Source organism: Paenarthrobacter sp. A20 (assembly GCF_024168825.1).
Classification (GTDB): Bacteria; Actinomycetota; Actinomycetes; order Actinomycetales; family Micrococcaceae; genus Arthrobacter.
Genome location: NZ_JALJWH010000001.1, coordinates 3,859,953 through 3,886,175 on the forward strand (window position 1 = coordinate 3,859,953; position 26,223 = coordinate 3,886,175).

General features: G+C 62.6%; 21 protein-coding genes, 2 tRNA genes and 1 riboswitch. Of the genes, 3 read left to right on the forward strand and 20 right to left on the reverse strand.

Going from position 1 to position 26,223, the window contains the following annotated elements; all coding sequences use genetic code 11:
• Nucleotides 1–31: 31 nt before the first annotated feature.
• From J3D46_RS17755 to J3D46_RS17765, 3 genes are all read right to left on the reverse strand, one after another.
• On the reverse strand, nt 32–1,231 hold the full coding sequence (locus tag J3D46_RS17755; RefSeq protein ID WP_231338657.1) for an ROK family protein: 1,200 nt from the start codon (nt 1,229–1,231) through the stop codon (nt 32–34).
• Between the two features lie 223 nt (nt 1,232–1,454).
• Nucleotides 1,455–2,606, reverse strand: a complete 1,152-nt coding sequence (locus tag J3D46_RS17760; RefSeq protein WP_253468324.1) for a class I SAM-dependent methyltransferase — start codon at nt 2,604–2,606, stop codon at nt 1,455–1,457.
• Nucleotides 2,607–3,035: 429 nt separating this feature from the next.
• Nucleotides 3,036–3,108, reverse strand: a tRNA-Ala gene (locus J3D46_RS17765).
• Between the two features lie 339 nt (nt 3,109–3,447).
• Between J3D46_RS17765 and J3D46_RS17770 the strand changes: the two genes are divergently transcribed.
• Nucleotides 3,448–4,038: a ScbR family autoregulator-binding transcription factor gene (locus tag J3D46_RS17770; RefSeq protein WP_253468325.1), complete on the forward strand. Its 591-nt coding sequence runs from the start codon at nt 3,448–3,450 to the stop codon at nt 4,036–4,038.
• Between the two features lie 71 nt (nt 4,039–4,109).
• On the opposite strand, the gene J3D46_RS17775 is transcribed toward J3D46_RS17770, so the two are convergent.
• From J3D46_RS17775 to J3D46_RS17830, 12 genes are all read right to left on the reverse strand, one after another.
• Nucleotides 4,110–4,185, reverse strand: a tRNA-Ala gene (locus tag J3D46_RS17775).
• A 116-nt stretch (nt 4,186–4,301) separates the two neighbouring features.
• Complete coding sequence (gene rsfS / locus J3D46_RS17780; protein WP_091553904.1) at nt 4,302–4,706, reverse strand: ribosome silencing factor; 405 nt, start codon at nt 4,704–4,706, stop codon at nt 4,302–4,304.
• 59 nt (nt 4,707–4,765) lie between these two features.
• On the reverse strand, nt 4,766–5,992 hold the full coding sequence (locus J3D46_RS17785) for a hypothetical protein (protein ID WP_253468326.1): 1,227 nt from the start codon (nt 5,990–5,992) through the stop codon (nt 4,766–4,768).
• Between the two features lie 7 nt (nt 5,993–5,999).
• Nucleotides 6,000–6,674, reverse strand: a complete 675-nt coding sequence (gene nadD, locus J3D46_RS17790; protein ID WP_268825368.1) for a nicotinate-nucleotide adenylyltransferase — start codon at nt 6,672–6,674, stop codon at nt 6,000–6,002.
• A gap of 4 nt (nt 6,675–6,678) precedes the next feature.
• Complete coding sequence (locus tag J3D46_RS17795; protein ID WP_144651516.1) at nt 6,679–6,918, reverse strand: hypothetical protein; 240 nt, start codon at nt 6,916–6,918, stop codon at nt 6,679–6,681.
• 82 nt (nt 6,919–7,000) lie between these two features.
• Entirely contained in the window at nt 7,001–8,365 is a 1,365-nt protein-coding gene (locus J3D46_RS17800) for a glutamate-5-semialdehyde dehydrogenase (protein ID WP_231338662.1), read from the reverse strand.
• The gene (proB, locus tag J3D46_RS17805; RefSeq protein ID WP_231338663.1) at nt 8,362–9,543 is read right to left on the reverse strand and encodes a glutamate 5-kinase; all 1,182 of its coding nucleotides are present in this window, start codon (nt 9,541–9,543) and stop codon (nt 8,362–8,364) included. Before proB ends, J3D46_RS17800 begins: the two co-directional genes overlap by 4 nt.
• On the reverse strand, nt 9,533–11,119 hold the full coding sequence (gene obgE / locus J3D46_RS17810) for a GTPase ObgE (protein ID WP_159702855.1): 1,587 nt from the start codon (nt 11,117–11,119) through the stop codon (nt 9,533–9,535). The genes proB and obgE overlap by 11 nt, the downstream gene beginning before the upstream one ends.
• A 155-nt stretch (nt 11,120–11,274) precedes the next feature.
• Nucleotides 11,275–11,538: a 50S ribosomal protein L27 gene (rpmA, locus tag J3D46_RS17815; RefSeq protein WP_003803426.1), complete on the reverse strand. Its 264-nt coding sequence runs from the start codon at nt 11,536–11,538 to the stop codon at nt 11,275–11,277.
• A 62-nt stretch (nt 11,539–11,600) separates the two neighbouring features.
• Nucleotides 11,601–11,909 (reverse strand): 50S ribosomal protein L21, encoded by a 309-nt coding sequence (rplU, locus tag J3D46_RS17820; protein WP_018777818.1) that lies wholly within the window; start codon nt 11,907–11,909, stop codon nt 11,601–11,603.
• Nucleotides 11,910–12,285: 376 nt separating this feature from the next.
• Entirely contained in the window at nt 12,286–13,803 is a 1,518-nt protein-coding gene (gene thiD / locus J3D46_RS17825) for a bifunctional hydroxymethylpyrimidine kinase/phosphomethylpyrimidine kinase (RefSeq protein ID WP_253468327.1), read from the reverse strand.
• A riboswitch (TPP riboswitch) is annotated at nt 13,794–13,892 on the reverse strand. Its footprint overlaps the gene before it by 10 nt.
• 190 nt (nt 13,893–14,082) lie before the next feature.
• Nucleotides 14,083–17,181, reverse strand: a complete 3,099-nt coding sequence (locus J3D46_RS17830) for an Rne/Rng family ribonuclease (RefSeq protein WP_253468328.1) — start codon at nt 17,179–17,181, stop codon at nt 14,083–14,085.
• A 488-nt stretch (nt 17,182–17,669) separates the two neighbouring features.
• Between J3D46_RS17830 and J3D46_RS17835 the strand changes: the two genes are divergently transcribed.
• Nucleotides 17,670–18,350: a vitamin K epoxide reductase family protein gene (locus J3D46_RS17835; protein ID WP_253468329.1), complete on the forward strand. Its 681-nt coding sequence runs from the start codon at nt 17,670–17,672 to the stop codon at nt 18,348–18,350.
• A gap of 81 nt (nt 18,351–18,431) precedes the next feature.
• On the opposite strand, the gene ndk is transcribed toward J3D46_RS17835, so the two are convergent.
• The 4 genes from ndk to ileS are packed head-to-tail and all read right to left on the reverse strand — an operon-like array spanning nt 18,432 to nt 24,011.
• Entirely contained in the window at nt 18,432–18,851 is a 420-nt protein-coding gene (gene ndk / locus J3D46_RS17840) for a nucleoside-diphosphate kinase (RefSeq protein WP_231343106.1), read from the reverse strand.
• A gap of 41 nt (nt 18,852–18,892) precedes the next feature.
• The gene (locus J3D46_RS17845; RefSeq protein WP_231343108.1) at nt 18,893–19,345 is read right to left on the reverse strand and encodes a DUF4233 domain-containing protein; all 453 of its coding nucleotides are present in this window, start codon (nt 19,343–19,345) and stop codon (nt 18,893–18,895) included.
• A gap of 1 nt (nt 19,346) precedes the next feature.
• On the reverse strand, nt 19,347–20,708 hold the full coding sequence (locus tag J3D46_RS17850) for a folylpolyglutamate synthase/dihydrofolate synthase family protein (protein ID WP_231343110.1): 1,362 nt from the start codon (nt 20,706–20,708) through the stop codon (nt 19,347–19,349).
• 3 nt (nt 20,709–20,711) lie between these two features.
• The gene (gene ileS / locus J3D46_RS17855; RefSeq protein WP_253468330.1) at nt 20,712–24,011 is read right to left on the reverse strand and encodes an isoleucine--tRNA ligase; all 3,300 of its coding nucleotides are present in this window, start codon (nt 24,009–24,011) and stop codon (nt 20,712–20,714) included.
• Nucleotides 24,012–24,339: 328 nt separating this feature from the next.
• Here ileS and J3D46_RS17860 point away from each other — a divergent pair, with 328 nt between their 5' ends.
• Nucleotides 24,340–25,389, forward strand: coding sequence for an endonuclease/exonuclease/phosphatase family protein (locus J3D46_RS17860; protein ID WP_253468331.1), 1,050 nt, complete (start codon nt 24,340–24,342; stop codon nt 25,387–25,389).
• A gap of 9 nt (nt 25,390–25,398) precedes the next feature.
• On the opposite strand, the gene J3D46_RS17865 is transcribed toward J3D46_RS17860, so the two are convergent.
• Complete coding sequence (locus J3D46_RS17865) at nt 25,399–26,178, reverse strand: SDR family oxidoreductase (RefSeq protein ID WP_253468332.1); 780 nt, start codon at nt 26,176–26,178, stop codon at nt 25,399–25,401.
• Nucleotides 26,179–26,223 lie beyond the last annotated feature (45 nt).

Sequence of the window (26,223 nt, forward strand, 5' to 3'; positions counted from 1 at the left end):
AAAGGTGCTGCTTACTTAGCGCTCCAGTTAATTAGCCCTCCAGCAGGAGCCGCTGTGCCCGCGGAGCCAGCATGTGCTCCAGGACGAGGCATGCCGCTCCGATGGCGCCGACGTCTTCGCCTACTCCGGTCCCTACTACTTCGAGGTCGTGGATCATACGGGCGGCGTTGTTCCTGTCCAGGAGTTCCGGAACACGTTCCAGGAAGTACGGTGACATCCGCGCCCAGAACGGACCGCCGAAGACAACCCGCTCCACATCCAAAGTGTTGGTCACCACGGAGACTGCGCGAGCGACGAGCGTTGCCGACCTATCCAGGATGGCAATAGCCTTCCGGTCGCCGGCATCAGCTTTATCGCACAACTCCGCAAAACGTTCCTGGACTTCGGGACCGTCTGCCCCTCCCCGGTGACCGTCAAGGACACCGGCGGCTTCGGCCTCTGCCACCACTACCTGTGGGATGCAGGAGGACTTAACGCATCCGTGCAGTCCGCAATCACACAGTGGACCGCCGGGGTCAACCACGATGTGGCCGATTTCGCCCGCGTTCCCGGACGTTCCCCGCACCACTTCGTCATTGAGCACAATGCCGCAGCCGATGCCTGTACCCATATACATGAAGACAAAGCTGCCGGCACCGCTGGCGCCGCCTGCCCATGTCTCGGCCACCGCTGCGCTGGTTACATCCTTGTCCACAAGGGTTTCCAGCCCGGTGGCCTCGCTCAATGCCTCGCGGATACGCACCCGGTTCCACCGCGTCAGCAGTGGCGGTTCCACCACGGAGCCCTCGTCAAGGTCAATCGGGCCGGGAACAGCAACGCCGAGCCCGGCGATCTTGGACGCATCCACGCCCGACTCTTCGATGAGGACCTTGATTTGCGCAGCGATGCTGGTGATCACTCCGGCCGGGTCTCCCCCTGGAGTTGCCATCCGAGAATGCCGGACGACGTCGCCTAGAAGGTCAAGGACCACGAAAGTAATGACAGCAGGGTCCAGATGGACGCCTACCGCATACATACCTGCGGGATTGAGGCGCAGGATGGTTCTCGGTTTGCCTGGGCCGGAGCCTTCTTTACCGGCCTCGACGATCAGCTGCTGGTCCAGGAGCCGGCGGGAAATATTGGAAATCGTCTGTGGGGAAAGTCCAACGATCTGTGCCAGTTCGACGCGGCTCAGCCCGAGCGACGAGCGACGGATCGCCTCCAGAATGACGGTCAGATTGAAGTCCCCCATACGGGGTAGATTCGTTCCGCGCCTAGGTGTCGGCTGCCGGATCTCAGTCACTGATGCCCCTCGTCATTCGGAAAAACTTCGTCGAATTTAGTCTGTGTCTGCATCGTACGATACCCACGCCCCTACGGGTACGAGCACACGCTGGCGTCGGAGTCAGGGGTTGGTAACGATGACACTGAATTCTATGCGACGGCCATTCAGACCGTGCGTTGATGACGCCAGATCAGGATTTGATGCTGCGTGTCACCGTGAACTTCGGGTTGCGGCCTTCTTCCGACGTTGACCCGATGAGCCGTTCAAGCACAGCCCGATACTGCAGGTGACTGTTGTACACAGTCCAGAGCTCCCCTCCCGGAGCAAGGACCCGCGCGGCGGCCTTAAACATCTTCAGTGCCGCGCCGGCGTGGACAGTGGCGCCCAAGTGGAAGGGCGGGTTCAGGAGGATGAGGTCTGCGCTGCCTGGTTCCAGTGTTGACATGGCGTCGTCGTGAACCACCGCAACCCGCCCTCCCAAGCCATTTGCCTCCGCAGTACCACGGGCAGAGGCTACAGCAGCTATGGACTGGTCTGTCGCAATCACTGTTGCCCCATCATGGCGTCGCGCATACATCGTGGCCAGAATCCCAGTACCACATCCAAGGTCGACTACGCGGTGGGCGGCGGGCATGCGGTCCAGGAATGTCAGCAGGAAACGCGTACCGATATCGAGGCGCGTACCGGAGAAGACAGCGCCATGGGCACTTACCGCAATCCCCAGTTCCGGCACGGGTTCGACCACCGGGAACGGCGGCGTGCCGTGAACAGTTTTGGGGTCCCTGGCTATGAGAACCCTGGACTTCTGCCGGGCAAGCTGGGGTTGGACCGAGGAGAAATACCTGTCCAGGACCGTGTTCATGCCCATCGTCATGTGCTTGACGCGGCCGCCCGCCAGCATCACCGCATCCGGCGCCGCGAACCGGGCAACGGCGTCGGCAATTTCCTCCAGTTCAGCCAGCGACTTTGGCAACTGAACAAGTACCAGGGCCGCGCTGCCCAACAACTCCTGGCCGATTTCATGCTGGGTGAAGCGGCCCTCAAGACCAGCTGCCTTGGCGTTGCGCGCCAATGCGAGGCGACCAGTGAAGAGGTCCTGGTGGACGCGCACCTGCCCGACGCCAAGCCCGGACAACGCGCCCAGCGTCAAGGCGCCGTACCGGTCTCCGACGACAACCACCGAAGCGCCCGGGTCAACAAAACCCGCGGCTGTTTCCAGCAGAAGGCGATCAGTAGCGTCGTATGCCTGCAGGTTGTCTGCTTCGACGTCGGGAAGCCTGGACAATGAGCTGAACAGGGCCTCAAGCTCCAATGCCGTCACGGTTAATGGTCTCGCTTTCATTGCGTATTTGTCTCGACTTTGGCGGCGCCTTGGAGGAACCCTGAGGGTGCACCATACAAACACCTGTTTGTCTCGTTGGAGACTGCAACTATCCCGGCAGCGCAGGCACACGTCACGGCGAATCCTCGGAGCCAGGCACCGGGACTACCTATCATTCGGCTCCCCCTCCCCTGCGAGAAGCCATGAGTGTCAATGTTGTCACGAACCTCGAAGTAAAGTCCCACAACTCTCCCGATGAAACACGCCGACCGGACAAAACCGTGCTGGACCTCGTCACCGGGTCACAACGCCAGGGTGGTAGGCGATCAACCGTTCCAAGGCGTTGAGTTCGTCAGCGGCGCCGAATTTGCGCGACCTCCGGGTTAGCAGACTCCGGCTGAGGGGCAAACAAAAGGACCCCGCTCGAATGAGCGGGGTCCTTTTCCGAAGTGGAGCTGAGGGGACTCGAACCCCTGACCCCCTGCATGCCATGCAGGTGCGCTACCAGCTGCGCCACAGCCCCGGATTTGCTGACTTAGCGGGGAAGTATTTCCCTTCCCGGCGAAGCAACTCGTCAATAGTAACCACAATCCACCGAGAAGCGAAATCGCCCGAAGGTGAAGTGCATCACGCACTCGGCAGCCGAGGTGCGTTGGACGAATCCACCGCACCTCCCCCCAAGCCGGCTGCCGGGGAGTCAGTGCTCGAATACTGCTGCTCCAGTTGAAGTCTAGAATCCGTGGGCCAATAAACCAAACCGTTCAGCCGGTTTATTCATGTCCGCTGGATGATAGCGTTGTGGGGTCTCAGCGGCGGCCCGAGCGCCGCGCGTCCGGCACCACCCGAGAGGTTCCATCCACCCATGCAGCAACGTGCGAAAGAAACCCGGCTTGCCGTCATTGAAGGTGCTGCGCGGGTCTTCGCGGAGATTGGGTATGGGAACGCCAGTTTGGCCGACATTACCAAGCGCGCCGCCGTGACGAAGGGCGCCCTGTACTTCCACTTCACGTCCAAGCGCGAACTCGCCTTGGCCGTGATCGAAGAACAGCACGCAATAGTATTGGCGGCCGGGTCACAGATAGCCGCATCGGACATTCCCGCCCTGGAGAAAATCGTCCGGCTTTGCAGAATGTTCGGCCAGCAACTGCTGGACGAACCGATCGTCCAAGGCGGGATCCGCCTCACCTTTGAAGCATCCGCATTTCAAGCTGACGTATCCGGTCCATACCAAGACTGGATCAATACTGCGGAGCAACTGCTGATCCAAGCCCAAACGGATGGCGCCGTGAGGCCTGACCTCGATCCGGCAGCGTTCGCCCGCTTTCTGATTGCATCCTTCACCGGCGTCCAGATGGTTTCCGAGGTCTTGAGTTCACGTGAAGACGTCATGCTACGGATCGAACAAATGTGGGCATTCATGCTGCCGGCCCTGATATCCCGCCCGGTCAGCTAAGACCGCATCGGTTGCCACACCCCGGATACGGGAAAAGGTCCTGCTTTCCGTGAGGAAAGCAGGACCTTCTTTGGTGGAGCTGAGGGGACTCGAACCCCTGACCCCCTGCATGCCATGCAGGTGCGCTACCAGCTGCGCCACAGCCCCATATTTTCGCTGCTTCGCGTTCAGCATTTCCAGCTATCCGCGCCGAAGCAACTCAAATATCTTAGAACAGCATTTCCGAAAATTCCAAATCGGGCATATTCGGTCGCCGTCCGTTGCTAGTGCTCGGAATCCTCTGCTGAAACAGCCTTGGCAGAAGCGTCATCCCCCAACTCGAGGTCCACCACCGGGCAGTCCTTCCACAGTCGCTCCAGGGCGTAGAACACCCGATCCTCGGCGTGCTGGACGTGGATCACGATGTCGGCGTAGTCCAGCAGGACCCAGCGGCCTTCAGAGCGTCCCTCACGGCGAACGGGGCGGAGGTCCTGCTTCAGCAGTTCTTCCTCGATGCCATCGACGATTGCGTTGACCTGGCGCTCGGTGGGAGCCGAAGCAATCAGGAAGATGTCAGTAAGGGCCAAACGCTCGCTGACATCCAGGGCAACGATATCCTCGGCGAGTTTGTCCGCCGCTGCACGCGCGGCGTGACGGGCGAGGGTGATGGATTGTTCATGTGCAGACACGGGGACTCCTTGTTGTGGCCTGTGGCCGATGTGTGGCGTGAGCCGTAAATTGAGCGGAACTAGCCGCTGGTGATCATGATGATGCCGACAATGAGCGCAACCAAGCCCAATGCCAGAACGCCGAACTGCAGCAGCCTGTTGCGTTGCGCCCTGGCCAGTCCTGCCGTGTTGACGTCCAAAGGGTCCAGCCCATAGGCCGCACTGGCAGAGACCGGCGGCCTCTGCTCTTCCTCGCCCGGTTCAGCCAGTGCAACGGGCTTCTTCCTGGCGGACCTGGCAACCGCTTCCGCCCGGGCAAGAACCCCGGCCCGCCCTCGTGAGCCCGGCTTCTTTCCCTGAGGCTGCCCGCCGTCAAGCTTGGGGCCGGCGGAGGTGATCAACGGAACGAAGGTGGTACTGGGTCGCTTCATTACCGGCCGTTCAACACCCGGAACCTTGACGAACTCCAAAGGAGTCACCATCGCCAGGTTGTTGGCTGTGGAAGGACCTGCGGTGGCGGCTGGAGATTTACCGTTATCGGCCGGCTTGGCCTCCGTGGACGCCTTGCCCTGCTCAGCTTGGTGTTGCTCGGCAAGTTTTTGCTTGGCGGCTGCACGCTTGTTCAACACTGCCGCGCGTTCTGCCAGGGCGATCTGTTCCGCCAGCACCGCCGGATCAACGGCCAACGGATCCTGCTCGGCAATATGTTCCAGCTTGGCGGTCTGGTTTTGAACCTGGGCCGCTATCAACTCCCGGACCGCCAGCGCCTGCTCCACTGACATTTCGGACTCCGCAGGGCCGCCGGGAACTTTGTCCGTTGCGGCGATCTTGTCCTTGGAAGGGTCCTTGGCGGCCTCGGACTTTGAAGCGTCCTTGTTCTTGGAAGAGTCCTTGGCGGCCTCGGACTGTGAAGCGTCCGGGGTGGCACCGGCCGCTGGAACGATCGGGTTCATGGACGTGGCAACTTCAGCCTGGAGTTGCTGCAGACGAAGTTGTCGACGAGTGGGGGGCCCACCTCCGGAGAGTTGCTCTTCCTTGTCTGCAAGCTCCTTGATGGTCCGCAGGGCAGCACGATCGCGGGCCCTGACCTGCGAGGATCTCTCCTGCGCGGCGGTTCCTACGGCGTCTACCGGTCCATCCGCGACCCGACGGTTACGGCCTGTGGGACGGTCCGTTTCACCGGCAGTATCGGCATTTGCGGGCGCGTCCGGTTCCACTTTGGCGTCCGGCTGCGCCTCGGGGTGCTCTTCCCGGGCACGGCGAAGCTCGCGCCTGCTGCGGATGGGTCGCTGTTCCTGGCTGCTCATTCAAAACTCATTCAGTACGTGCTTGGTCGTCTGATCCGGACAGTGCGGGCGTCAGCTCTCCTGCCACAGGATGCGCCGCGTACAGTCCATATTTCGCGATGTATTGCACCACTCCATCAGGCACCAGGTACCAGACGGGGTTCCCTGCACCTACGCGGGTCCGGCAATCCGTGGAGGAAATCGCCATGGCAGGGACCTCCAGCAAACTGACGTCATCGGTCCGTCCAAGATCATTGAGTTCATGTCCAGGGCGGGTCACGCCGACGAAATGCGCCAAGGACCATAGCTCGTCCACGTCCTTCCAGGACAGGATCTGCGCCAAGGCGTCCGCGCCGGTGATGAAGAAGAGGTCTGCGTCGGGCCGCTGCGCCCGGAGATCGCGGAGCGTGTCGATGGTAAAGGTGGGCCCTGGCCGGTCAACGTCCACCCGGCTGACGGTGAACCTTGGATTCGAAGCCGTGGCAATCACCGTCATCAGGTACCGGTGCTCCGGCTCGCTGACCAGCTTGTGCGACTTCTGCCAAGGTTGGCCCGTGGGCACGAATACCACTTCATCGAGGCCGAACTTGGCTGCGACTTCGCTTGCAGCCACAAGGTGGCCATGATGGATTGGATCAAAGGTTCCACCCATCACGCCCAGCCGAAGCCTGCGCCCCGACTCCCCACGCGGTGTTGCGGCGATAATGTTAGTGGCCCTGCCCGTGGGTGTGCTTGTTGGGGTGCTGGCGGTGCGGATCGGAGTGCTCTTCAACGGCCTCGTGGCGGTTACCCAGGTTGGTGTAGGAGAGGGTGACGAACATGAGGACAAGCAGGAAAGCGAACATCACGATGCCGAAGACCCACGGCTCAGCCCACAGCGGCGCGAGTTCCTCGTGTCCGCCTTCCGTTTGGGCGGCAATGGACGTGGCGATCTGCTGAAACAGCATCTTCTCCCCTAGTTGGTTCTGAAATGTTTTGCACGGCAGGACTCCCCACCGTTCCGGACTTCTGTTCTATGTTACAGCGTTGCTAGCTGCGGACTTGGCCTTCACCCTGGACGATCCACTTGGTGGTGGTCAGCTCCGTCAGCCCCATGGGACCTCGTGCGTGCAGCTTCTGCGTCGAAATACCCACTTCGGCGCCGAGGCCCAGTTCACCGCCGTCGGTAAACCGTGTGGACGCGTTGACGATCACCGCGGCGGAATCAATCTCGGCAATGAACTTCTCGGCGTTGGCCAAGTTGTTCGTAAGGATCGCCTCCGTGTGCCCGGTGGTCCACGTCCGGATGTGCTTAACGGCATCATCCAGGGTGTCCACCATGGCCACCGCAAGGTCAAGGTCCATGTATTCGGTGGCCCAGTCCTCATCATCTGCCGGAACGGTGTCCACGTCATTGCCCAAGGCGGCAGCGATCCTTTCATCCACGTGGAGGGTGACCCCGGCCGCCCGCAAGGCGGCGGCAACGGCCGGCAGCACTGTGGAGCCGGAATGAACCAAAAGCGTCTCGACTGTGTTGCAGACGCTCGGACGCTGGGTCTTGGCGTTGAGGAGAATCTCCACTGCCATCTCTTCGCCCGCGGACTCGTCAATGAAGATATGGACGTTTCCTTCGCCAGTCTCGATGACAGGGACAGACGAGCTGGTCACCACAGTCTGGATGAGGTCGCGTCCGCCACGGGGAATGAGGACATCCACGCGTCCCCGGGCGCGCATCAGGACGTTTGCGCCTTCGCGGCCGTACTGATCCACTGTCTGAACAGCGTCGGCAGGCAGGCCGACGGAATCGAGCGCTTCGCGAAGGATCTGCACCAATGCCTCGTTGGTGTTGGCTGCGGCAGACCCACCGCGGAGGATCACGGCATTGCCACTCTTCAGGGCCAAGCCGGCGATGTCCACCGTGACGTTCGGGCGGGCTTCATAGATTGCCGCCACTACACCCATGGGCACATTGACCTGGCGCAGGCGAAGACCATTGGGGAGGGTTTGCCCCCGGACGACGTTTCCCACGGGGTCAGGCAGGCCCGCCAGGTTCTCCAACGCTGCAACAAGGCCGTCGATGCGGGCGGGAGTCAGTGTGAGGCGGTCAAGAAGCGCCGCAGAGGTGCCATTGGCGCGTCCTACGGCCACGTCCTTGGAGTTGGCCTCAAGTATGTGCTTCCGGTTCTCGACCAAGGCTGTTCCGATGGCGCGCAGTGCACGGTCCTTCCATGCACGGTTTGCCTGTCCCATGCGGCGGGCAGCTTTGCGGGAACGGTCGGCAATGGCATGAACCGCGGCTTCGACATCCTCAGCGGACAGTGGAACGCCGCCTGCCGCAGGGTTCTCCGGCGCCTGGCCGGGGGCACCGGACACGTCGGAGATCACAGGGGCGTCAGGAGTCAGCGCTTCAGTCATGCTCCAAGTTTAGATGAGCGGGACGACCGCAGGAGTACCAGATCGTCAACATGAACAACTTCGCGGTCATAGCCCCTGCCCAGTGCCTGGCCGAGCTCCTGGGTAGTGCGGCCCAGCATGCGCGGGAGTTCGTCAGAAGAGTAGTTCACCAACCCACGCGCCACAACGGTTCCGTCGTGGGCAATCATCTCAACGGGATCGCCGGCTTCGAAGTCACCGCTGACATCCGAAATACCTGCAGGAAGGAGTGACCTGTGCCGGTCGCGCACGGCTTTCACCGCGCCGTCGTCGAGCATCAACCGTCCGTGAACCGTTGCCAGGTGAGCCAGCCACAACAGACGGACAGGCTTGCGGTTGCCGTTCACGGCGAACCAGGTGCCCACGTCCTCCCCCGCCAGGGCAGCGGCAGCGTTGGCAGTTGACGTGACCAAGGCGTGAATACCCGAGCCGGCGGCGATGGATGCCGCTTCCACCTTGGTCATCATGCCACCGGTTCCGACGCCGGCCTTGCCTGCCTTGCCGATGGTCACGTCCTCAAGGTCCTGCGGACCGCGGACCAACGGTATGCGCTTGGCACCCTGGGACGGCGGGCCGTCATAGAGGGCGTCGACGTCGGAGAGCAGCACGAGCGCATCGGCGCGGACCAAGTGTGCCACCAAGGCAGCGAGCCGGTCGTTGTCGCCGAAGCGGATCTCGTGCGTTGCCACGGTGTCGTTCTCATTGACCACCGGCACCACACCGAGATTGAGCAGCCGGTCCAAGGCACGGAAGGCGTTGGTGTGCTGCGTGCGCCGCATGAGGTCATCGGCAGTCAGCAGGACCTGGCTGACCGTGACGCCGTGGGCACTGAACGCCTGGGTATAACGCGCCATGAGGAGTCCCTGGCCAACGCTTGCTGCGGCCTGCTGGGTTGCAAGGTCCTTGGGCCGTTTCGCCAGGCCCAGCGGAGCCAAGCCTGCAGCGATGGCACCGGAGGACACCAGAATGATTTCGGTGCCGGCATTCCGCTTGTCGGCGAGGGCATCCACCAGTCCGGCAAGGGACTTCTCGGAGATGCCACCTTTGATGCTGGTCAGCGAGGAAGACCCCACCTTGACCACAATCCGCTTTGCGGTGGCGAGGGCCTGGCGTTCCAGGCCCTCAGCCGTTGTCGGAGCGTTGATGGTCCTAGTCGTCATCACCGGAGTCCAGGGTGCTTTCCCTCACGGTCTGCGCACGGCGGCCGCTGACGGATTCAGTCCAGATGCCCGCCTTGCGTTCGGCTTCGAGCTCGGCGCGCGCGGCTGCCTTGGCTTCGCGGCGCTCGATCTGTTCGTCACGCTTTTGCGAACGCGTCGGACGGTCACCGATGTCCGCAACACGGATGTCGGTGCCTCGCGGTGTCGCCAGAAGTTCAGCACCAGCCATCATGGTGGGCTCCCAGTCGAAGACCACGCCGTCGTCTTCGCCGATGACAACGGTATCTCCGGGCTTGGCGCCAACCTTGAAGAGCTCGGTTTCGACACCCAGCTTGGCCAGGCGGTCGGCGAGGTAGCCAATGGCTTCCTCGTTGGTGAAGTCCGTCTGCTTGACCCATCGGACAGGCTTTTCGCCCAGAACGCGGAACAGCGGCTCAAGGTTCTTTTCCTCGCGGCGGATCTTGAAACCGGACTCGTTGACTGCCCTCGGACGCAGGACGGGCGCGGCAACCTTCGGAGGAGCAATCGCTACTGCGTCGCGCGCTGCCTTGACGATCTCCGCCATGGCAAAGCCCAGCTGACGCAGGCCCTCATGGCTGGTGGCTGACACTTCGAAGACCCGGTATCCGCGTGCTTCCAGGTCCGGACGAACGAATTCGGCCATGTCCTTGCCATCGGGGAGATCCACCTTGTTAAGGACAACGAGCTTGGGACGTTCGTTCAGCGGAACAACCTCACCGTCAACACCGGCGTAGCTCATGTCAACCGCGTATTTCTCCAGTTCGGCCTCAATGATGGCGAGGTCGGACAGGGGGTCGCGGTCAGATTCGAGCGTTCCGCAGTCCAGGACATGCACCAGCGCGGCGCAGCGCTCAACGTGGCGGAGGAAGTTGTGGCCAAGGCCCTTGCCTTCACTGGCGCCCTCGATCAGGCCCGGGACGTCGGCAATAGTGAAGCGGACTTCGCCGGCCTGAACCACACCAAGGTTGGGGATGAGGGTGGTGAAAGGGTAATCGGCGATCTTCGGCCGGGCGGCAGACATGGCAGCGATGAGGCTGGATTTACCGGCAGAGGGGAAACCAACCAACGCAATATCTGCGATGGACTTAAGTTCCAGGACAATGTCGCTGGATTCACCTTCGATGCCCAGCAGGGCAAAGCCCGGGGCGCGGCGCTTTTGCGATGAAAGGGAAGCATTGCCCAAGCCGCCCTGGCCACCGGCGGCTGCGATGAATTCGGTACCCTCGCCAACGAGGTCGGCCAGGACTTCGCCGTCCTTGGTCTTCACTACTGTGCCGTCAGGGACCGGAAGAATCAGTGTCTCGCCGTTCTTGCCACCACGCCAGTCGCCCATGCCCGGGCCACCGTTGGTGGCGTGGCGGTGGGGAGCGTGGTGGTAGTCCAGCAGCGTTGTGGTCTGGGCAGATACCCGCAGGATGACATCGCCACCGTTACCGCCGTTACCCCCATCGGGGCCGCCAAGCGGCTTGAACTTTTCCCGCTTTACGGAGACACAGCCGTGGCCGCCGGTTCCGCCGGATACGTGCAGGACTACCCGGTCTACAAAGCTCGCCACGTGGATCTCCTCAGTTGCTGTCTTACAGCGTTTGTTGCTGTTGCCAGCGCTGTTGCAAAACCAGCGCGCCTGTGGGCGCCCCAGTCGATTGTAATGCGGTTAAAAGAACGGTGGAGCGGGCCGATTGGCCCGCTCCACCGGTTCAGAACTTGTTGTTACTCTGCAGCTGCAGCAGCAACGATGTTCACTACGCGACGTCCGCGGCGAGTACCAAACTCAACCGCACCGGCCTGCAGGGCGAACAGGGTGTCGTCGCCACCGCGACCGACGCCTGCACCCGGGTGGAAGTGGGTTCCACGCTGGCGAACGATGATTTCGCCTGCGGAAACTACCTGACCACCGAAGCGCTTTACGCCCAGGTACTGAGCGTTGGAGTCACGACCGTTGCGAGTGGAACTCGCGCCTTTTTTGTGTGCCATGTGAAATGCCTGCCTCTAAATTTCTGGGGAAACTGAAAAACCTGAACAGCGGGTAACGAAAGTTACGCGATGCTGGTGATCTTGATCTTGGTCAGTTCCTGACGGTGACCCTGACGCTTCCGGTAGCCGGTCTTGTTCTTGAACTTCTGGATGACGATCTTCGGACCACGGAGGTCCTCGAGGATCTCAGCCGTGACCTTGACGTTGGCCAGTTCCGCAGCTGCGGAGGTGACCTTGTCGCCGTCAACCAGGAGCAAGGCGGGCAGCTCAAGCGTGCTGCCGGCTCCACCGGGGACGCGGTTAAGCGTTACGTAGTCTCCAACGGAAACTTTTTCTTGGCGGCCGCCTGCGCGGACAATCGCGTACACCACTTGGGTACTCACTTCTCTCGACGTTTATAACTAAATTTGCGTGCGGAACCTTGAACCGGAATCAGGCCTGGTTCGCGCTGTGCCTCAACGCCGTGGACCTCTGATCGAAGTCCGCGAGTCATCCCATGAACAATTCCAAGGGGCATAACCCAAGTGTTGGCGTAAGCACCGAAGATCAAGATTACGCTAGTTTGACCTTCAGCTGCAAATGAGGCCGGGTCCGGAGGCTACCGCGTGACTTGCGTCACCAGTTGTAACGGACTCTCCCGGCACCGTGCCCATACAGCCTACAGGGTTTGGGCACAATTAACGCGATTAAGCCCGCGACGCGCGGTAGTGCCGGCTTATCCGGACGCTGAAAGATCCAGGAATCGGGCTACGCGTGAAGCCGTGGAGCATCGAAAAACGCTGTTTCATAGCGGCAGGACTGGGCGAAGGCCTCCACCATGGCGGCCCTTTCCCTCTCGGAAGCTGCCATCGCAGCGCCATCAGTGAAGTTGATCGCATTCCTGGTAGCGGCAGCGAAATCCTCGTCCGCGTACGTCGTGAGCCACGCCGCATAAGGGTGCTCCGTTGGAGCCCCTGCTTCCACGTACGCTGAATGGAGCTGCTGGCCCACTTCTGCGTACAGCCAGTAGCAAGGCAAGATTGCCGCGAGCACCACCGCATAACTACCGGAAGCCGAAGACGCCAGCAGATGGTCCACGTACGACTTCGTGACGGGACCGGTGGCCGTTGACGCCTCCCGGGTGCTCAACCAGTTCCGGTGAAGCTCCGATTCGACCTCAAGGCACTGCTGTGACGCTTTGGCCCAGAACAGCTGTTCCTCCTCACTGGGAGCAAGGGCGCCAGCGCGGGCCAGGACCCTGGAGTACCCATTGAGGTAAATGGCGTCTTGGGCAAGGTAGTAGTTGAAGGCGGCTTCCGGAAGGCTGCCGGATTGCAAGCCGTCAATGAAGCTGAGCTTGTAGATTGCTTCAAGCTCCGGGGTCGCTTCCTTCCATAGCACCGACGCGAAATCTCCCGGCCTCGGGCCCGCATGGTGGTGGAAGTGGTGCACTGGTCCGCTTCCGTGGCCTACTTCGAGAATGTCGGAATGCGTCAACGCCTCGATCAACCATGGCTTCACCTCACGCAATGACGCCTCCCAGTCACCGGTACGGGCCTGCGCAGTGGCCAGGGCCGAGGACAGGGAACAGCCCGTGCCGTGACTGTTTGCCGTCTCCACCCGCGGACCAGGCACCTCGATGACGTCCTGCCGCAACAACCCGCTGGTGTTCACCAGCGCATCAGGGCATTCGGAACCGGCCAGATGACCACCCTTGACCAGCACGGTGTTGCCGCACTCAGCGGCCAGCCGCTTGCCCTGATCCAACGCCGAGGGCCAGTCAGCGGCCTCCGGCTCCCCCAGCAGCATGGCAAGTTCGGGCAGGTTAGGCGTGATCAGGTCTGCCAGCGGCAGGAGCTGGCGCAGGGCCTTCCCGGCGGACTCCCGCAGGAGGCGGTCACCGCTGGTGGCGACCATCACCGGGTCAAGGACCACGACGGCGGGACGCACCGCTTCGAGCCAGCCGCGGACTTCGTGGATCACGGCCGCGTCACCAAGCATCCCGATTTTGACTGCATCGATGGCAATATCATTGCTGATTGCCTCCAGTTGCTGGCGCAGGAACTCCACCGGAGGAACATGGACAGCACGGACTCCCACAGTGTTCTGCGCAGTCAGGGCGGTGATGGCTGCCATGCCGTAACCGCCATGGGCTGCGATGCTCTTCAGATCAGCCTGGATACCTGCGCCGCCGGATGGGTCCGAGCCTGCGATGCTCAGTACCCGCGGTATTTGCCGGCCGGAAACGGCCAACGGGTAGACGGGAGAATACGACGTTGAAGTCATGGGGACATCCCTTCGCCGGTGCTAACCGGACAGGTTCAACGGGTCTGGATCTCAGCCTGGCCCAACGCCCGGCACCCCGTGTCAGTCCCCAAGCGTAGCCGGGAAGGGCCCGGTCCCGGGAACCGTGCCACGCCAATGGCCGGATATGACTGTCAATGCCTTCATGCACCCGGCCAACGCATTCGCGAAGCCGGGCTTGCAGTGGACAGCAAAGGGCCCTGCACCACCCGCCTGTGGCGGATCGTGCAGGGCCCTCATGCTTGGGTTTCCTTGCCCGTGCTAGAGCTCGGAAGCCGGTACCCCAACCCCCAGGATAATGGGCTCCTCGGACGCTGCCTTCTTGGCCGGTTCCACGGGTGCTTTGGCCTCGTGTGCCGTTCCTTGACCAACCGAGGCAGTCACCTCATGGTGCTCGACGCTTGTTTCGTTAGCCGCACCTTGCGCCCTGCTCGCGCTGCGGTTGCGGCGGCCACGGCGGGCCCGCGAGGCGGGAACAGCTTCGGGATCCGCTTCGACGGCCTTCGGAGCAAACAGCGCTTCGGGCTTTTCCTCAGGAGCTGCGCCAAGGTGGGAGAACGCTTCAGCCAGGAGATCAAGGCTCATGGCAGGCTTTGCGGCCGGCGGTTCTTCGTGGTGTTCACCGAACGGCAAGGCAACTTCCTCCCCACCGAAACGCAGGACCGGCGTGGACCTGCCTTCGCGAACTGCGGCTTCCTCTGCCTCGGCGGGCGCCACGGACTGAGCGGCAGACTCCTGCTGTCCAGCTGCCCGTGCCTGTTCTTCTGCACGGTGGACTTCGTCGTCGTGCAGGTGCGCGGCATGGGCGGCAGCGGCAATCGTGGCCAACGCAGCCCTGGTCGCCTCGGCCTTGGCCTGCTTCGCCGGATCCTGGGGCTCAGCGGGAGCAGCCGGCGCAGCCGGCGTCGACGTGGTGGTGTGGACCTGCGCGGACGCTTCGGCAACGGGCTGTCCCCCGCCCTTGCCCCGGCGACGCTTGCGTTCCGTGCGGGCAGCAGGCTGCTGGGTCTCCGTGTGGGGGCGGTGGTGTTCGGCGGCCACGACGTTGGCGCGGCGGTGCTCCACAGGTTCATCGTGCGTCACGACGCCCCGGCCGGCACAATGCTCGCACTGCTCACCGAAGACCTCCAAGAGGCCGGTGCCCATGCGCTTACGGGTCATCTGGACGAGGCCCAGCGACGTCACTTCAGCCACTTGGTGCTTGGTGCGGTCGCGGCCAAGGCATTCCACCATGCGCCGGAGGACGAGGTCGCGGTTTGATTCAAGGACCATGTCGATGAAGTCGATGACGATGATGCCACCGATATCACGCAGCCGGAGCTGGCGAACTACTTCCTCGGCCGCTTCAAGGTTGTTCTTGGTGACCGTCTCCTCAAGGTTTCCGCCACTGCCGGTGAACTTGCCGGTGTTAACGTCCACTACGGTCATGGCTTCGGTGCGGTCGATGACCAACGAGCCACCTGACGGGAGGAAGACCTTCCGTTCCAGCGCCTTGTGGATCTGCTCGTCGATGCGCCACGCAGAGAAGATGTCCTGGTCCTTGGTCCACTTTTCAAGGCGGCCCACCAGATCTGGGGCGACGTAGGTCACGTAGGCTTCAATGGTGTCCCAGGCGTCGTCGCCGGAGACGATCAGCTTGGAGAAGTCCTCGTTGAAGACATCGCGGACAACCTTGATGGTCAGGTCCGGTTCGCCGTACAGCAGTTCCGGAGCCAGCACCTTGGTCGAGGAAGCCTGCCCCTCGATGCCTTCCCACTGCGCGCGGAGGCGGTTGATATCGTGCGTCAGCTCTTCCTCCGACGCTCCTTCTGCGGCCGTGCGGACAATAACACCGGCGTTTTCCGGCAAACGATCCTTCAGGATCCGCTTGAGGCGGTTACGTTCGACGTCCGGCAACTTGCGGGAGATGCCGGTCATGGAACCGCCCGGCACGTACACAAGGTAGCGGCCCGGCAGGGAAATCTGGCTGGTGAGGCGGGCACCCTTGTGACCCACGGGGTCCTTGGTGACCTGGACCAGGACGGAGTCGCCGGACTTCAGGGCGTTCTCGATCCGGCGCGGCTGGCCTTCGAGGTTGACCGCGTCCCAGTTGACTTCACCGGCGTACAACACTGCGTTTCGGCCGCGTCCGATGTCCACGAACGCCGCCTCCATGGACGGAAGGACGTTCTGGACTTTGCCCAGGTAAACGTTGCCGATCAAGGAGTCCTGCTGGGTCTTGGAAACGAAGTGCTCAGCCAGCACACCGTCTTCCAGGACACCAATCTGTATTCTGTCGTCGCGCTGGCGGACGATCATCTGGCGGTCCACCGACTCGCGGCGGGCCAGGAACTCGGCCTCGGTGATGACTTGGCGGCGGCGTCCGGTCTCGCGGGATTCCCGACGACGCTGCTTCTTGGCCTCAAGCCTGGTGGAGCCCTTGACGCTGGTTACGCGGTTGGACGGGGCTGTCTCCGTCACAGGGCGGGGAGCACGGACGCGGGTCACCGTGTTGGGCGGATCGTCGTCCGACCCTCCGGTCAATTCAAGATCCTGGTCGCCACGGCGGCGGCGACGGCGACGGCGTGACGTCACGCCTTCATCGAGGGCTTCGGTCGCTGGAGCTTCCTCGTCCTCGGATTCGCTGCCATCTTCGGCTTCGTTCTCTTCGCGCTCGGTTCCGCGACGTCCCCGGCGGCCACGGCTCCGACGACGACGCCGGCTGCCGGCATCGTCCAACTCACCTTCAGCGCCGGATTCGGTTTCCGCTTCCGGTTCCTCGTCTTTTTCTTCGACGGCCGCAACGCGCGGGACCGTGGTGAGGTCCGGGGCCTGGAAAATCATGGATGTGATGGAAACAGGCTCCATGAACAGGGACGTGGACGCAGCGGGAGCAGCGTCGTCCTCCGCCCCTTCGGCCTCCGCTTCTTCGGACGCGGGCTCTTCAGCGGCTACCGCAGCAACAGGGGACACGGGCCGGGTGGGTGCATCCGGCGTCGTGGTTTCTGCGGCGGCAGGCTCTTCTACCGGCTCGGCCTTGGGCTTGGCAGCACGACGACGGCGGACCGGCTTTTCAGGGGCAGGCTCGGCTGCAGCTTCGGGCTGGCTCTCCACGGCAGCTTCAGGCGCCGCAGTGGCGTCGTCACCCAAACCGGGCAGCGGCTCAGCAGGCTCTGCCTTCTTGCGGGACCGGGTACGGCGCACTGGTGCTGCTGGGGCTTCGGTTGTTTCAACAGCGGACGCTTCTGCGGCTGGCGACTCTACCTCTGCGGCAACCTTGGGCGCAGCCTTGCGCCGGGTCCGGGTGGCTTTTTTTGGCGCTTCCGCGGCTTCCGCGGGAGCTGCCTCGTCATTAACGGCTACAACTTGGTCATTATCCATATGTGGCAACACTCCTGCCCCAGCGACACCGCCACATCCGGCGCCCAGTGGGGCAAATATTGTCAAAACCCGCAGGCGTTGACAGAAGTCGGTAGTATGCCTTCCGGTTCGCACCATCATTGGGGTGCGGCAGCCCTGGAAGGCCGGCGGCTTTATTCTGAAACCCGTTGTTCTGCTGCCACAACCAGGTGCCGTCCATTGTCATGGCGGGCCTACCGGGGATCACGTGATCCAGGCATGCCCAGCTCATACTGGCGGTCTTGGGAACAAAGTCACCGGACCGGATTCCGAATGTGGATCGGCTTCCAGCCATGTTCATTCTCTCACACCCCTGAACATTCCCGAGGTAAGCCGCTGTGTCGTGCAGTGCCCGGGAGGACCGGAGCTAACGAGAAGCTGGGGGCAGCGCCCAGCCTCCGGCGTTACAATCCTCCCAAGAGCCGTTACCGGCAAGGCCGGGCCACTTGTTGAAAAGGACTACATCCGCGATGCCGAGCACAGCCAAGGGAAACCTGGCCAACCAAGCCACAAACCGCGTGGAGGATCTGCCCACCCAACCAGGTACCCGGCAGGATTCCCTTCCAATGACGGTCCGGGACAAACCTTTCGCCTGGATCCTGCTGATCACCGGTGTCATCGGGTGGCTGGCGTCCGGCGCACTGGTCCTTGAGAAACTTGAGGTCCTCAAGGATCCCAACCACGTGACCGTGTGTGATGTGAACCCCTGGGTTTCCTGTGGTGCCGTGATGCAGACACCGCAAAGTTCCGTGTTCGGGTTCCCCAATATGTTCATTGGCATCGTTGCCTTTGCCGTCATCATCACAACGGCCATGGGCATTCTTGCGGGCGCCAAGTTCTCAAGGGGCTACTGGTTGGGCCTCCAGGGAGGCGTAACCCTCGGCTTCGCCTTCGTTGTCTGGCTGTGGTCACAAGCCCTCTACGCCATCCACGTACTGTGCCCGTTCTGCATGGTGGTGTGGGCAGCCATGATCCCGTTGTTCGTATGGGTGACCATCCGTAACATCACCCAGGGAGTCATCAAGGCACCACCGGCCCTGGCCAAGCTGCTGGGCGAGTCCGGCTGGATCATCGTGGCTCTGCTGTACGTTGCCGTCATCGCCACCATCTTCTTCTCGTTCATGCACATCTTCGTGGGTTCCTCCGCTTAGGAACAACCCCTCCCGGGATAACAGGAAAGGCCAATGTTCGTGATGAACATTGGCCTTTCCTGTAGTTTCGGTGCAGCGTTATCAGCCAGCGAACCAGATGTTGATCTCACGTTCAGCGGATTCAACGGAATCCGAGCCGTGAACCAGGTTCTGCTGGACTGCCAGGCCCCAGTCCCGGCCGAAGTCGCCGCGGATGGTGCCCGGTGCCGCCGTCGTGGGATCGGTGGTTCCGGCCAGTGAACGGAAGCCCTCGATCACGCGGTGGCCCTCGAAGACTGCCGCGATGACCGGTCCGCTCAGCATGAACTCAACCAAGGGCTCGTAGAACGGCTTGCCCACGTGTTCCTCGTAGTGCTGCTCCAGCAGTTCGCGGGTGGCGTTGACCTTCTTCAGCTCCGCCAGGGTGTATCCCTTGGCCTCGATCCGGGCGAGGATGCTGCCGCTCAGGTTGCGGGCGACGCCGTCGGGCTTGACCAGGACAAGGGTCCGTTCAATGCTCACAGTTGCTCCAATGTGGTTGGTCGGTGGTTTTCCCAGCCAGTTTACGGGGTTTGCGGCTCTGCTTCGTCACCGTGTGCTGCATCCCATTCCGCCTGTTCACGGTCGCGCTGGGCAACTTCGCGGTCGATCCTCATACCCGCCCTGATCCCGTACCACCAGCAGATGGCAAACAGGATGCCCACGATGAACATCGTCGGCTCGGCGAAGCCAGTCAGGATCAGCACCAACTGCAAACCCCAGCCGACCGCGATGCCCCACGGCTTGGACAAGACAGCACAGGCCAAAACAAGCACCACGGTCAGGGCGATACCGACCCCCAGGATGATGGCCGGGTCCACCTGGCCACGCTTCAAACCGAAGACCGCGAGGGTGCCGAAGAACGCGACGAAGGCTTCGAGCAGGAGCACTGTGGAAGCAAACATCACCTTCGTCGACCGACGCTTCTTGGGCATTCCCGGCCGCCATTCGCGCTGCGCCTTAGTCATTTTCGCCATACTAGGCACTCGCCTTTCCGAGCAGGATCCGAGCCTCGGCCACTACCGTAATGGAGCCTGTCACCAGGACGCCGCCCGCGAGGTCGTCGTTGGATTCCGCGCGCTCCACGGCCCACTCAAGGGCGTCATCAAGCTTCTCCGCGATGTGCACGTTGTCCTCGCCAAAGCCGAGATCCACAGCCAGCTCTGCGAGTTCTCCTGCGGGAACGGCACGGGCAGAGTTGGATTGCGTAAAGCAGAATTCGCCGGCAAGGCCGCCAAGGGACTCCTTGAGCGTCTTCAGGATTTCCTCAGCGTCCTTCTCCCGCAGGACGCCCACCACCACGACGAGTTTGCTGAAGCTGAAGGCCTCCTGGATCGCCTCGGACGAAACTCTGATGCCGTCGGGATTGTGCGCAGCGTCCACCACGACCGTGGGGGCCGTGCGGACCACTTCCAACCGTCCCGGCGACGTCACAGAACCGAACGCTTCCTTGAGTACCTCGGCGTCGAGCTCCTTCTCTCCCCCGCCAAAGAAGGCTTCCAAGGCAGCAACGGCGACCGCGGCATTCTCAGCCTGGTGGGCGCCATGCAGCGGCAACAGCAGGTCCTCATACCGGCCGGCGAGACCCTGGATGGTGATCATCTGTCCCCCCACAGCGACAGCGCGGGACTCAACACCGAACTCAACGCCCTCAAAACGGAAGGGTACATCTACTTCGCGGGCCTTCTCCAACAGAACCTGGGCCGCATCCACCGGCTGGGCGGCGCTCACCAGGAAACCTCCGGGCTTGATGATGCCCGCCTTCTCGTAGGCGATGTCCTCGGTGGTGTCGCCCAGAAGATCCGTGTGGTCCAAGGAGATAGGCGTGATGACGGAGACCTGGCCGTCGCCAACGTTGGTCGCATCGGTGATGCCACCCAGGCCAACCTCCATCACGGCAACGTCGACAGGCTGGTCGGCAAACACCGCAAAGCCCAGGATGGTCAGGCATTCGAAGTACGTCAGGCGTGGCTGGTCATCGGCAACAAGTTCGCTGTCCACGATTTCCAGGTAGGGACGGATTTCGTCCCAGATCCGCACGAAGGTAGCGTCCGGCACCGGTTCGCCATCAATGCTGATGCGCTCAGTCACCTTGGACAGGTGCGGGCTGGTGTAACGGCCGGTGCTGAGGCCATGGGCACGCAGCCCGGACTCAATCATGCGGGCTGTCGAAGTCTTTCCATTGGTACCTGTGATGTGGATGATCGGGAAGGCCTTGTTCGGCTCCCCCAGGACGTCCATGGCACGGAACAGCGGAGCCAGGCGCGGCTCCATCTTGTTTTCCGGGGCACGGCCCAGGAGTTCGGCATAGACGCTCTCAACTGAAAATTCGTCAGTCATGGTTCAGGCTCCTGCCTTTGCAACGGTGACCTGGGGTTCCTCGACGCTGGCCAACAGAACCTCAAGTTCCAGGGTCAGCGTCTCGGTCCGGACCAGTTCCGAGTTGGCTTCCAAGGCGTCGACGACGTCCTGCGCTGCCTCCACCGTCGTACGGATCCGGTCGCTGACGTTCAGTCCTGCGTCCTTGCGTGCCTGCTGGATGGCGCGGACCATGTCCCGGGCCAGGCCCTCGGCGGCAAGCTCCGGAGTAACTTCGGTGTTCAGGACCACGAATCCGCCTCCCGGCAGAACGGCAACTGCCGAGCTTCCGCCGTCGGCCGCTTCTGCCACCACTGTCTCCAGTGTGTATTCGTGCGGCTCGAGCTCCAAGCCACCGGCAACCACCACACCAGCATCATTGACGGACCAGTCGCCGGACTTGGAGCCCTTGATGGCCTGCTGGACGTTCTTGCCGAGGCGCGGGCCCGCGGCACGGGCGTTGACCACGAGCTTCTGCTCGATGCCGAACTCCTCCGGCGAAGCAGTAGCGGCATCGAGCAAACGGACCGACCGCAGGTTCAGCTCATCAGCGACGACGGCGGCAAAGCCTTCCAGCGCATCGGCACCGGGTGCCACCACAGTCAGTTCCTGCAGCGGCAGGCGAACGCGCAGGTTCGCGGCCTTGCGCAGGCTGGAACCGGTGGAGCAGATCTGCTGGACACGGTCCATGGCTTCCACCAATGCCGGGTTGGACGGGAACAGCGAAGCGTCAGGCCAGTCAGCCAGATGGACCGAACGGCCACCGGTCAGTCCGCGCCAGATCTCTTCCGAAACAAGGGGCAGCAAGGACGCCGACACCCGGCACACTGCCTCGAGGGCCGTGTACAGCGCGTCGAAGGCGTCAACGTTCTCATCAAAGAAGCGCTGGCGGCTGCGGCGGACGTACCAGTTGGTGAGCATGTCCAGGTAGCTGCGCAGTTCATCGCAAGCTCCGGAGATGTCATAGCTGTCCAGGCTGGCGGTGACGTTACGGACCAAATCGCCGGTGTTCGCCAGGAGGTACTGGTCCAGCGTGTCAGCGTAGCCGTCATAGCGGAGCTGTGCATCGTAGCCGGACGCTGTCCCATCCACTGCGTTGGCAGCGTTGGTGTACAGCGTGAAGAAGCTGTACACGTTCCACAGCGGCAGGATGACCTGGCGGACACCATCACGGATGCCCTGTTCGGTCACCACCAAGTTGCCACCGCGCAGGATGGGGCTGGACATGAGGAACCAGCGCATGGCGTCGGAACCGTCGCGATCCAGGACTTCGGACACATCCGGGTAGTTCCGCAGGCTCTTGGACATCTTCTGGCCGTCCGAGCCCAGCACGATGCCATGGCTGATGACATTACGGAACGCGGGGCGGTCGAACAGCGCCGTCGACAGGATGTGGAGCATGTAGAACCAACCACGTGTCTGGCCGATGTACTCCACGATGAAGTCCGCGGGGTTGTGGGTGTCGAACCATTCCTCGTTCTGGAACGGGTAGTGCACCTGTCCGTAAGGCATGGATCCGGAGTCGAACCAGACGTCCAGGACGTCCTCGACGCGGCGCATGGTCGACTTACCCGTGGGGTCGTCCGGGTTCGGCCGGGTCAGGTCGTCAATGAACGGGCGGTGCAGGTCCACTTGCCCGTCGTTGTTGACCGGGAGGCGGCCAAAGTCGGCTTCCATCTCGGCCAACGATCCGTAGACGTCAGTACGCGGGTACTCGGGGTCGTCCGACTGCCACACCGGGATGGGCGAACCCCAGTAGCGGTTACGGCTGATGGACCAGTCGCGGGCGTTTTCAAGCCACTTGCCGAACTGGCCGTCCTTAACGTTCCCGGGGATCCAGTTGATCTCTTGGTTCAGCTCGGACATGCGGTCCTTGAACTTGGTGACCTCCACGTACCAGGAGGACACGGCACGGTAGATCAGCGGGTTCCGGCAGCGCCAGCAGTGCGGGTAGCTGTGTTCGTAGCTGGCCTGGCGGACAAGACGGCCATCGGCCCGGAGCACCTGGGTGATGGGCTTGTTCGCATCGAAGACCTGCAGGCCAACGATGGAGGCCAGCTCACCGTGCGCGAACAGAGGCAGGAACTTGGCGCCCTCGTCCACGGAGAGGACCACGGGGATACCGGCGTCCTCACAGACCTTCTGGTCATCCTCACCGTAGGCCGGAGCCTGGTGGACGATGCCCGTACCGTCGGTGGTGGTGACGTAGTCGGCCACCAGGAAGCGCCAGGCATTCCGCGTCCCGTACTTCTCAGCATCGGCAAAGTCGTTCCACAACGGCGCGTACTCTAGGCCGGCCAGCTCGGCGCCTGTGTGAGTGGAGACAACGGCGGCCGTTGCGGCAGCTGCGTCGTCGTACCCCAGGTCCTTGGCGTAGGACCCCAGCAGGTCAGCCGCGAGCAGGAAGCTGCCCGTGACCGGCGCTTCGGCGGAAGCGGCCTTGACTCCGTTGGGTCCCGCAGGCAGGACAGCGTAGGAGATCTCAGGCCCGACGGCGAGCGCTAGGTTGGTGGGCAGCGTCCAGGGCGTGGTGGTCCAGGCGAGCGCCTGCACACCGTCGAGGGCCTGGGAGAGCTCGGACGCACCCGCCTTGATGGGGAACGTCACCGTCACCGTCTGGTCCTGGCGGTTCTTGTAGACGTCGTCGTCCATCCGGAGTTCGTGGTTGGACAGGGGCGTCTCGTCCTTCCAGCAATACGGAAGGACGCGGTAGCCGTTGTAGGTGAGGCCCTTCTCGTGAAGCTGCTTGAAGGCCCAGAGGACCGACTCCATGTACTCGACGTTGAGCGTCTTGTAGTCGTTCTCGAAGTCCACCCAACGGGCCTGGCGGGTGACGTAGGCCTTCCACTCGTTGGCGTACTTCATCACGGAGGCGCGGCAGGCGTCGTTGAACTTGTCGATGCCCATGGCTTCGATCTGGGTCTTGTCCGTCATGCCGAGCTGCTTCATGGCCTCGAGCTCTGCCGGCAGGCCGTGGGTGTCCCACCCAAAGCGGCGCTCCACGCGCTTACCGCGCTGGGTCTGGTAGCGGCCTACGAGGTCTTTGGCGTAGCCCGTGAGCAGGTGGCCGTAGTGTGGCAGGCCGTTGGCGAAGGGAGGGCCATCGTAGAAGACGAATTCGTTGCTTCCGTCTGTGCCGGCATCACGCTGGTCGATGCTGGCTTGGAAGGTACCGTCTTCATCCCAGTATTTGAGGATGCGCTCTTCGATTTCCGGGAACTTCACGGAGGCGGACACGCCGTGCGTGCCGGACGAAGACGCTGAGGCCTTGGGGTAGTGGGTCATCTCATATCCTGTGATAGCTGGTTGACTGTCAGGATGCGAGGACGGCTACGGTATTGACCTGCGTCAACACCGGTACCGCGGTACCACCTCACTTACCGGAACACGTGGTTCCGGCCTCTCATTACTGCTGTGACGGGCTTACCCGTCCGGTTCTAGTGGGCCATGGCCGCCGAATAGGCGATCAGTGCTGTTCTTCCGGAAGCTCACCGGTGATGGCCGGTTCAAAGCTGGTCCTCCAAGTCTAGCGCCAGCGCGCCGTCCGGCTCTACCCGGGAGTTCATCCTCCGGATGGGGTCCGGACCGGCGCGGGATGCATAGACTCGACCCCATGACGCACCCCGCTCCGGCCATCCCTGACGCCCGCCCTCCGAAGCGACGGGCATCCTTGGCGTGGTCTGTGCTCGCCTTGTTGGTTGTGTTGCCAGTTGCGGGGGTATCGATGTTCCGGGCAATCCCAGCGGAGTGGCCCCTGATCGTGGTGCAACTTTTGTCCTTCACGCCCTGGATGGTGGTGCCTGCGGCCTTGGCAGTGATTCTGGCGGCCCTGGGTCGTCGCCTGTGGGTGATCATCACGACGGCGGCCCTGCTGGCTGTGCAGCTGTACTGGCTGTTTCCGCTGGACACCGGACGCGTGCAGCCATTGCCTCCAGGGACTGCCTCCGTCTCCGTGAAGGTCATGAGCCTCAACACCGAGTATGGCGAGGCAGACGCTGCCACCATAGTGGGGCTTGTCCGTGACAACGGCGTTCAACTGCTGACCCTTCAGGAACACACTGAGGGGCTGGAGGACCGCCTTCGTTCGGAGGGCTTGGAAAAAATTCTGCCCAATCTGGTGAGCGAACCCCATGATGACGCGTCCGGGGGTGCGGTCTATTCCGTATTTCCGCTGGAAGCGGCGGGGCTCTTGCCTGATACGCCGTTCCGAATGGATGTCACGCGCGTACTGTTGGCGGACTCCGGGACTGGTTCCAAGGCCACGCTGAGTCTTACCAATGTCCACACGCTTCCGCCGGTTGACGAGCGGATCGCCCAGTGGCGCGGCGATCTCATGAAGGTGGCCCGCCAGGCTTCACGTCCCGGGAACCAACTCCTGGTGGGCGACTACAACTCGACGTTTGATCACTCCGAGTTCAGGGAATTGTTGGACTCCGGACTGGCGGGCGCACCACAGGGTGGATCGAAACTCGTGGATGTCGGGACGGCCTCCAACGGACGGTTCTCCGCCACGTGGCCCATGGAGGGGCCGCCGCTGCCGGGAATCGTCATCGACCATATGGTCACGACGCCCCGGATCAGCAGCAGCAACTACTCCGTTCACGAGGTGCCCGGCAGCGATCACGCAGCCATCATGGCGACACTGGGCATCCCCGCCAACTAACTGCCGTCCTTAGCCCTCCTTGCGAACCAACTTGTGGTTGGCTGCCTGGGCGACCGGTCGGACCACGATTTCATCAAGGTTGATGTGATGCGGCAGGGAGACGGCGTACTTCACGACGTCCGCGACGTCTGCGGCAGTCAACGGCTTCTCAACGCCTGCATAGACCTTCGCGGCAGCGTCCTTGTCACCCAGCCTGTTGAGGGCGAATTCCTCGGTGTGCACGAGCCCGGGAGCCACCTCAATGACCCGGATGTTGTTGCCCACCTCTTCCAGGCGCAGGGCATTGGTCATGGCGTGCTGGGCGAATTTGGCCGCGTTGTAGCCGGCACCTCCCTCGTAGGCCGAGAGCCCGGCCGTTGATGTGAGGTTCAGGACCGTACCTTCACCGTGCTGCCGGAGCATGGGCAGGAAAGCGCGGGTAATCTTCATGGTGCCCAGGACATTGACCTGGTACATCCACTCCCAGTCGTCTGTGTCTGCGTTCGCGATGGTGTCCGCGCCCCGTGCGCCGCCGGCGATGTTGATCAGCGTGTCAGCACCCCCGGCTTTGGTGACGGCCGCGAGCAACGCTGCAACGTCGTCGTCGTCCCTGATGTCTGCCGGGAACGGAACCGCACCGGTTTCGGCACCCAAGGCACCGAGCCTTTCAGCCCTTCGGGCAACGGCAAAGACCGTCCATCCGGTTGAAACCAAAGCCCTCACGGTCGCTTCGCCTATCCCGGTGCTGGCACCGGTAACGACGGCCGTCTTGTTCTGTCCTGCGGGGGTGTTCTGCGCTGCCAAAGTCATGGCACCACCTTATCGGGGGCGTGGAGTCCTCCCGCGGCGGGCTGT

Coding starts and splice junctions, on each gene's coding strand:
- J3D46_RS17800 (WP_231338662.1), bottom strand. CDS start 8,365: ATGACTGAAGCGCTGACTCCTGACGCCCCTGTGATCTCCGACGTGTCC.
- rpmA (WP_003803426.1), bottom strand. CDS start 11,538: ATGGCACACAAAAAAGGCGCGAGTTCCACTCGCAACGGTCGTGACTCC.
- J3D46_RS17865 (WP_253468332.1), bottom strand. CDS start 26,178: ATGACTTTGGCAGCGCAGAACACCCCCGCAGGACAGAACAAGACGGCC.
- ileS (WP_253468330.1), bottom strand. CDS start 24,011: ATGACCCACTACCCCAAGGCCTCAGCGTCTTCGTCCGGCACGCACGGC.
- proB (WP_231338663.1), bottom strand. CDS start 9,543: ATGACGACTAGGACCATCAACGCTCCGACAACGGCTGAGGGCCTGGAA.
- thiD (WP_253468327.1), bottom strand. CDS start 13,803: ATGACTTCAACGTCGTATTCTCCCGTCTACCCGTTGGCCGTTTCCGGC.
- J3D46_RS17830 (WP_253468328.1), bottom strand. CDS start 17,181: ATGGATAATGACCAAGTTGTAGCCGTTAATGACGAGGCAGCTCCCGCG.
- J3D46_RS17845 (WP_231343108.1), bottom strand. CDS start 19,345: ATGGCGAAAATGACTAAGGCGCAGCGCGAATGGCGGCCGGGAATGCCC.
- J3D46_RS17860 (WP_253468331.1), top strand. CDS start 24,340: ATGACGCACCCCGCTCCGGCCATCCCTGACGCCCGCCCTCCGAAGCGA.
- J3D46_RS17850 (WP_231343110.1), bottom strand. CDS start 20,708: ATGACTGACGAATTTTCAGTTGAGAGCGTCTATGCCGAACTCCTGGGC.
- J3D46_RS17760 (WP_253468324.1), bottom strand. CDS start 2,606: ATGAAAGCGAGACCATTAACCGTGACGGCATTGGAGCTTGAGGCCCTG.
- J3D46_RS17795 (WP_144651516.1), bottom strand. CDS start 6,918: ATGCTGTTTCAGCAGATCGCCACGTCCATTGCCGCCCAAACGGAAGGC.
- J3D46_RS17770 (WP_253468325.1), top strand. CDS start 3,448: ATGCAGCAACGTGCGAAAGAAACCCGGCTTGCCGTCATTGAAGGTGCT.
- J3D46_RS17755 (WP_231338657.1), bottom strand. CDS start 1,231: ATGGGGGACTTCAATCTGACCGTCATTCTGGAGGCGATCCGTCGCTCG.
- J3D46_RS17785 (WP_253468326.1), bottom strand. CDS start 5,992: ATGAGCAGCCAGGAACAGCGACCCATCCGCAGCAGGCGCGAGCTTCGC.
- J3D46_RS17835 (WP_253468329.1), top strand. CDS start 17,670: ATGCCGAGCACAGCCAAGGGAAACCTGGCCAACCAAGCCACAAACCGC.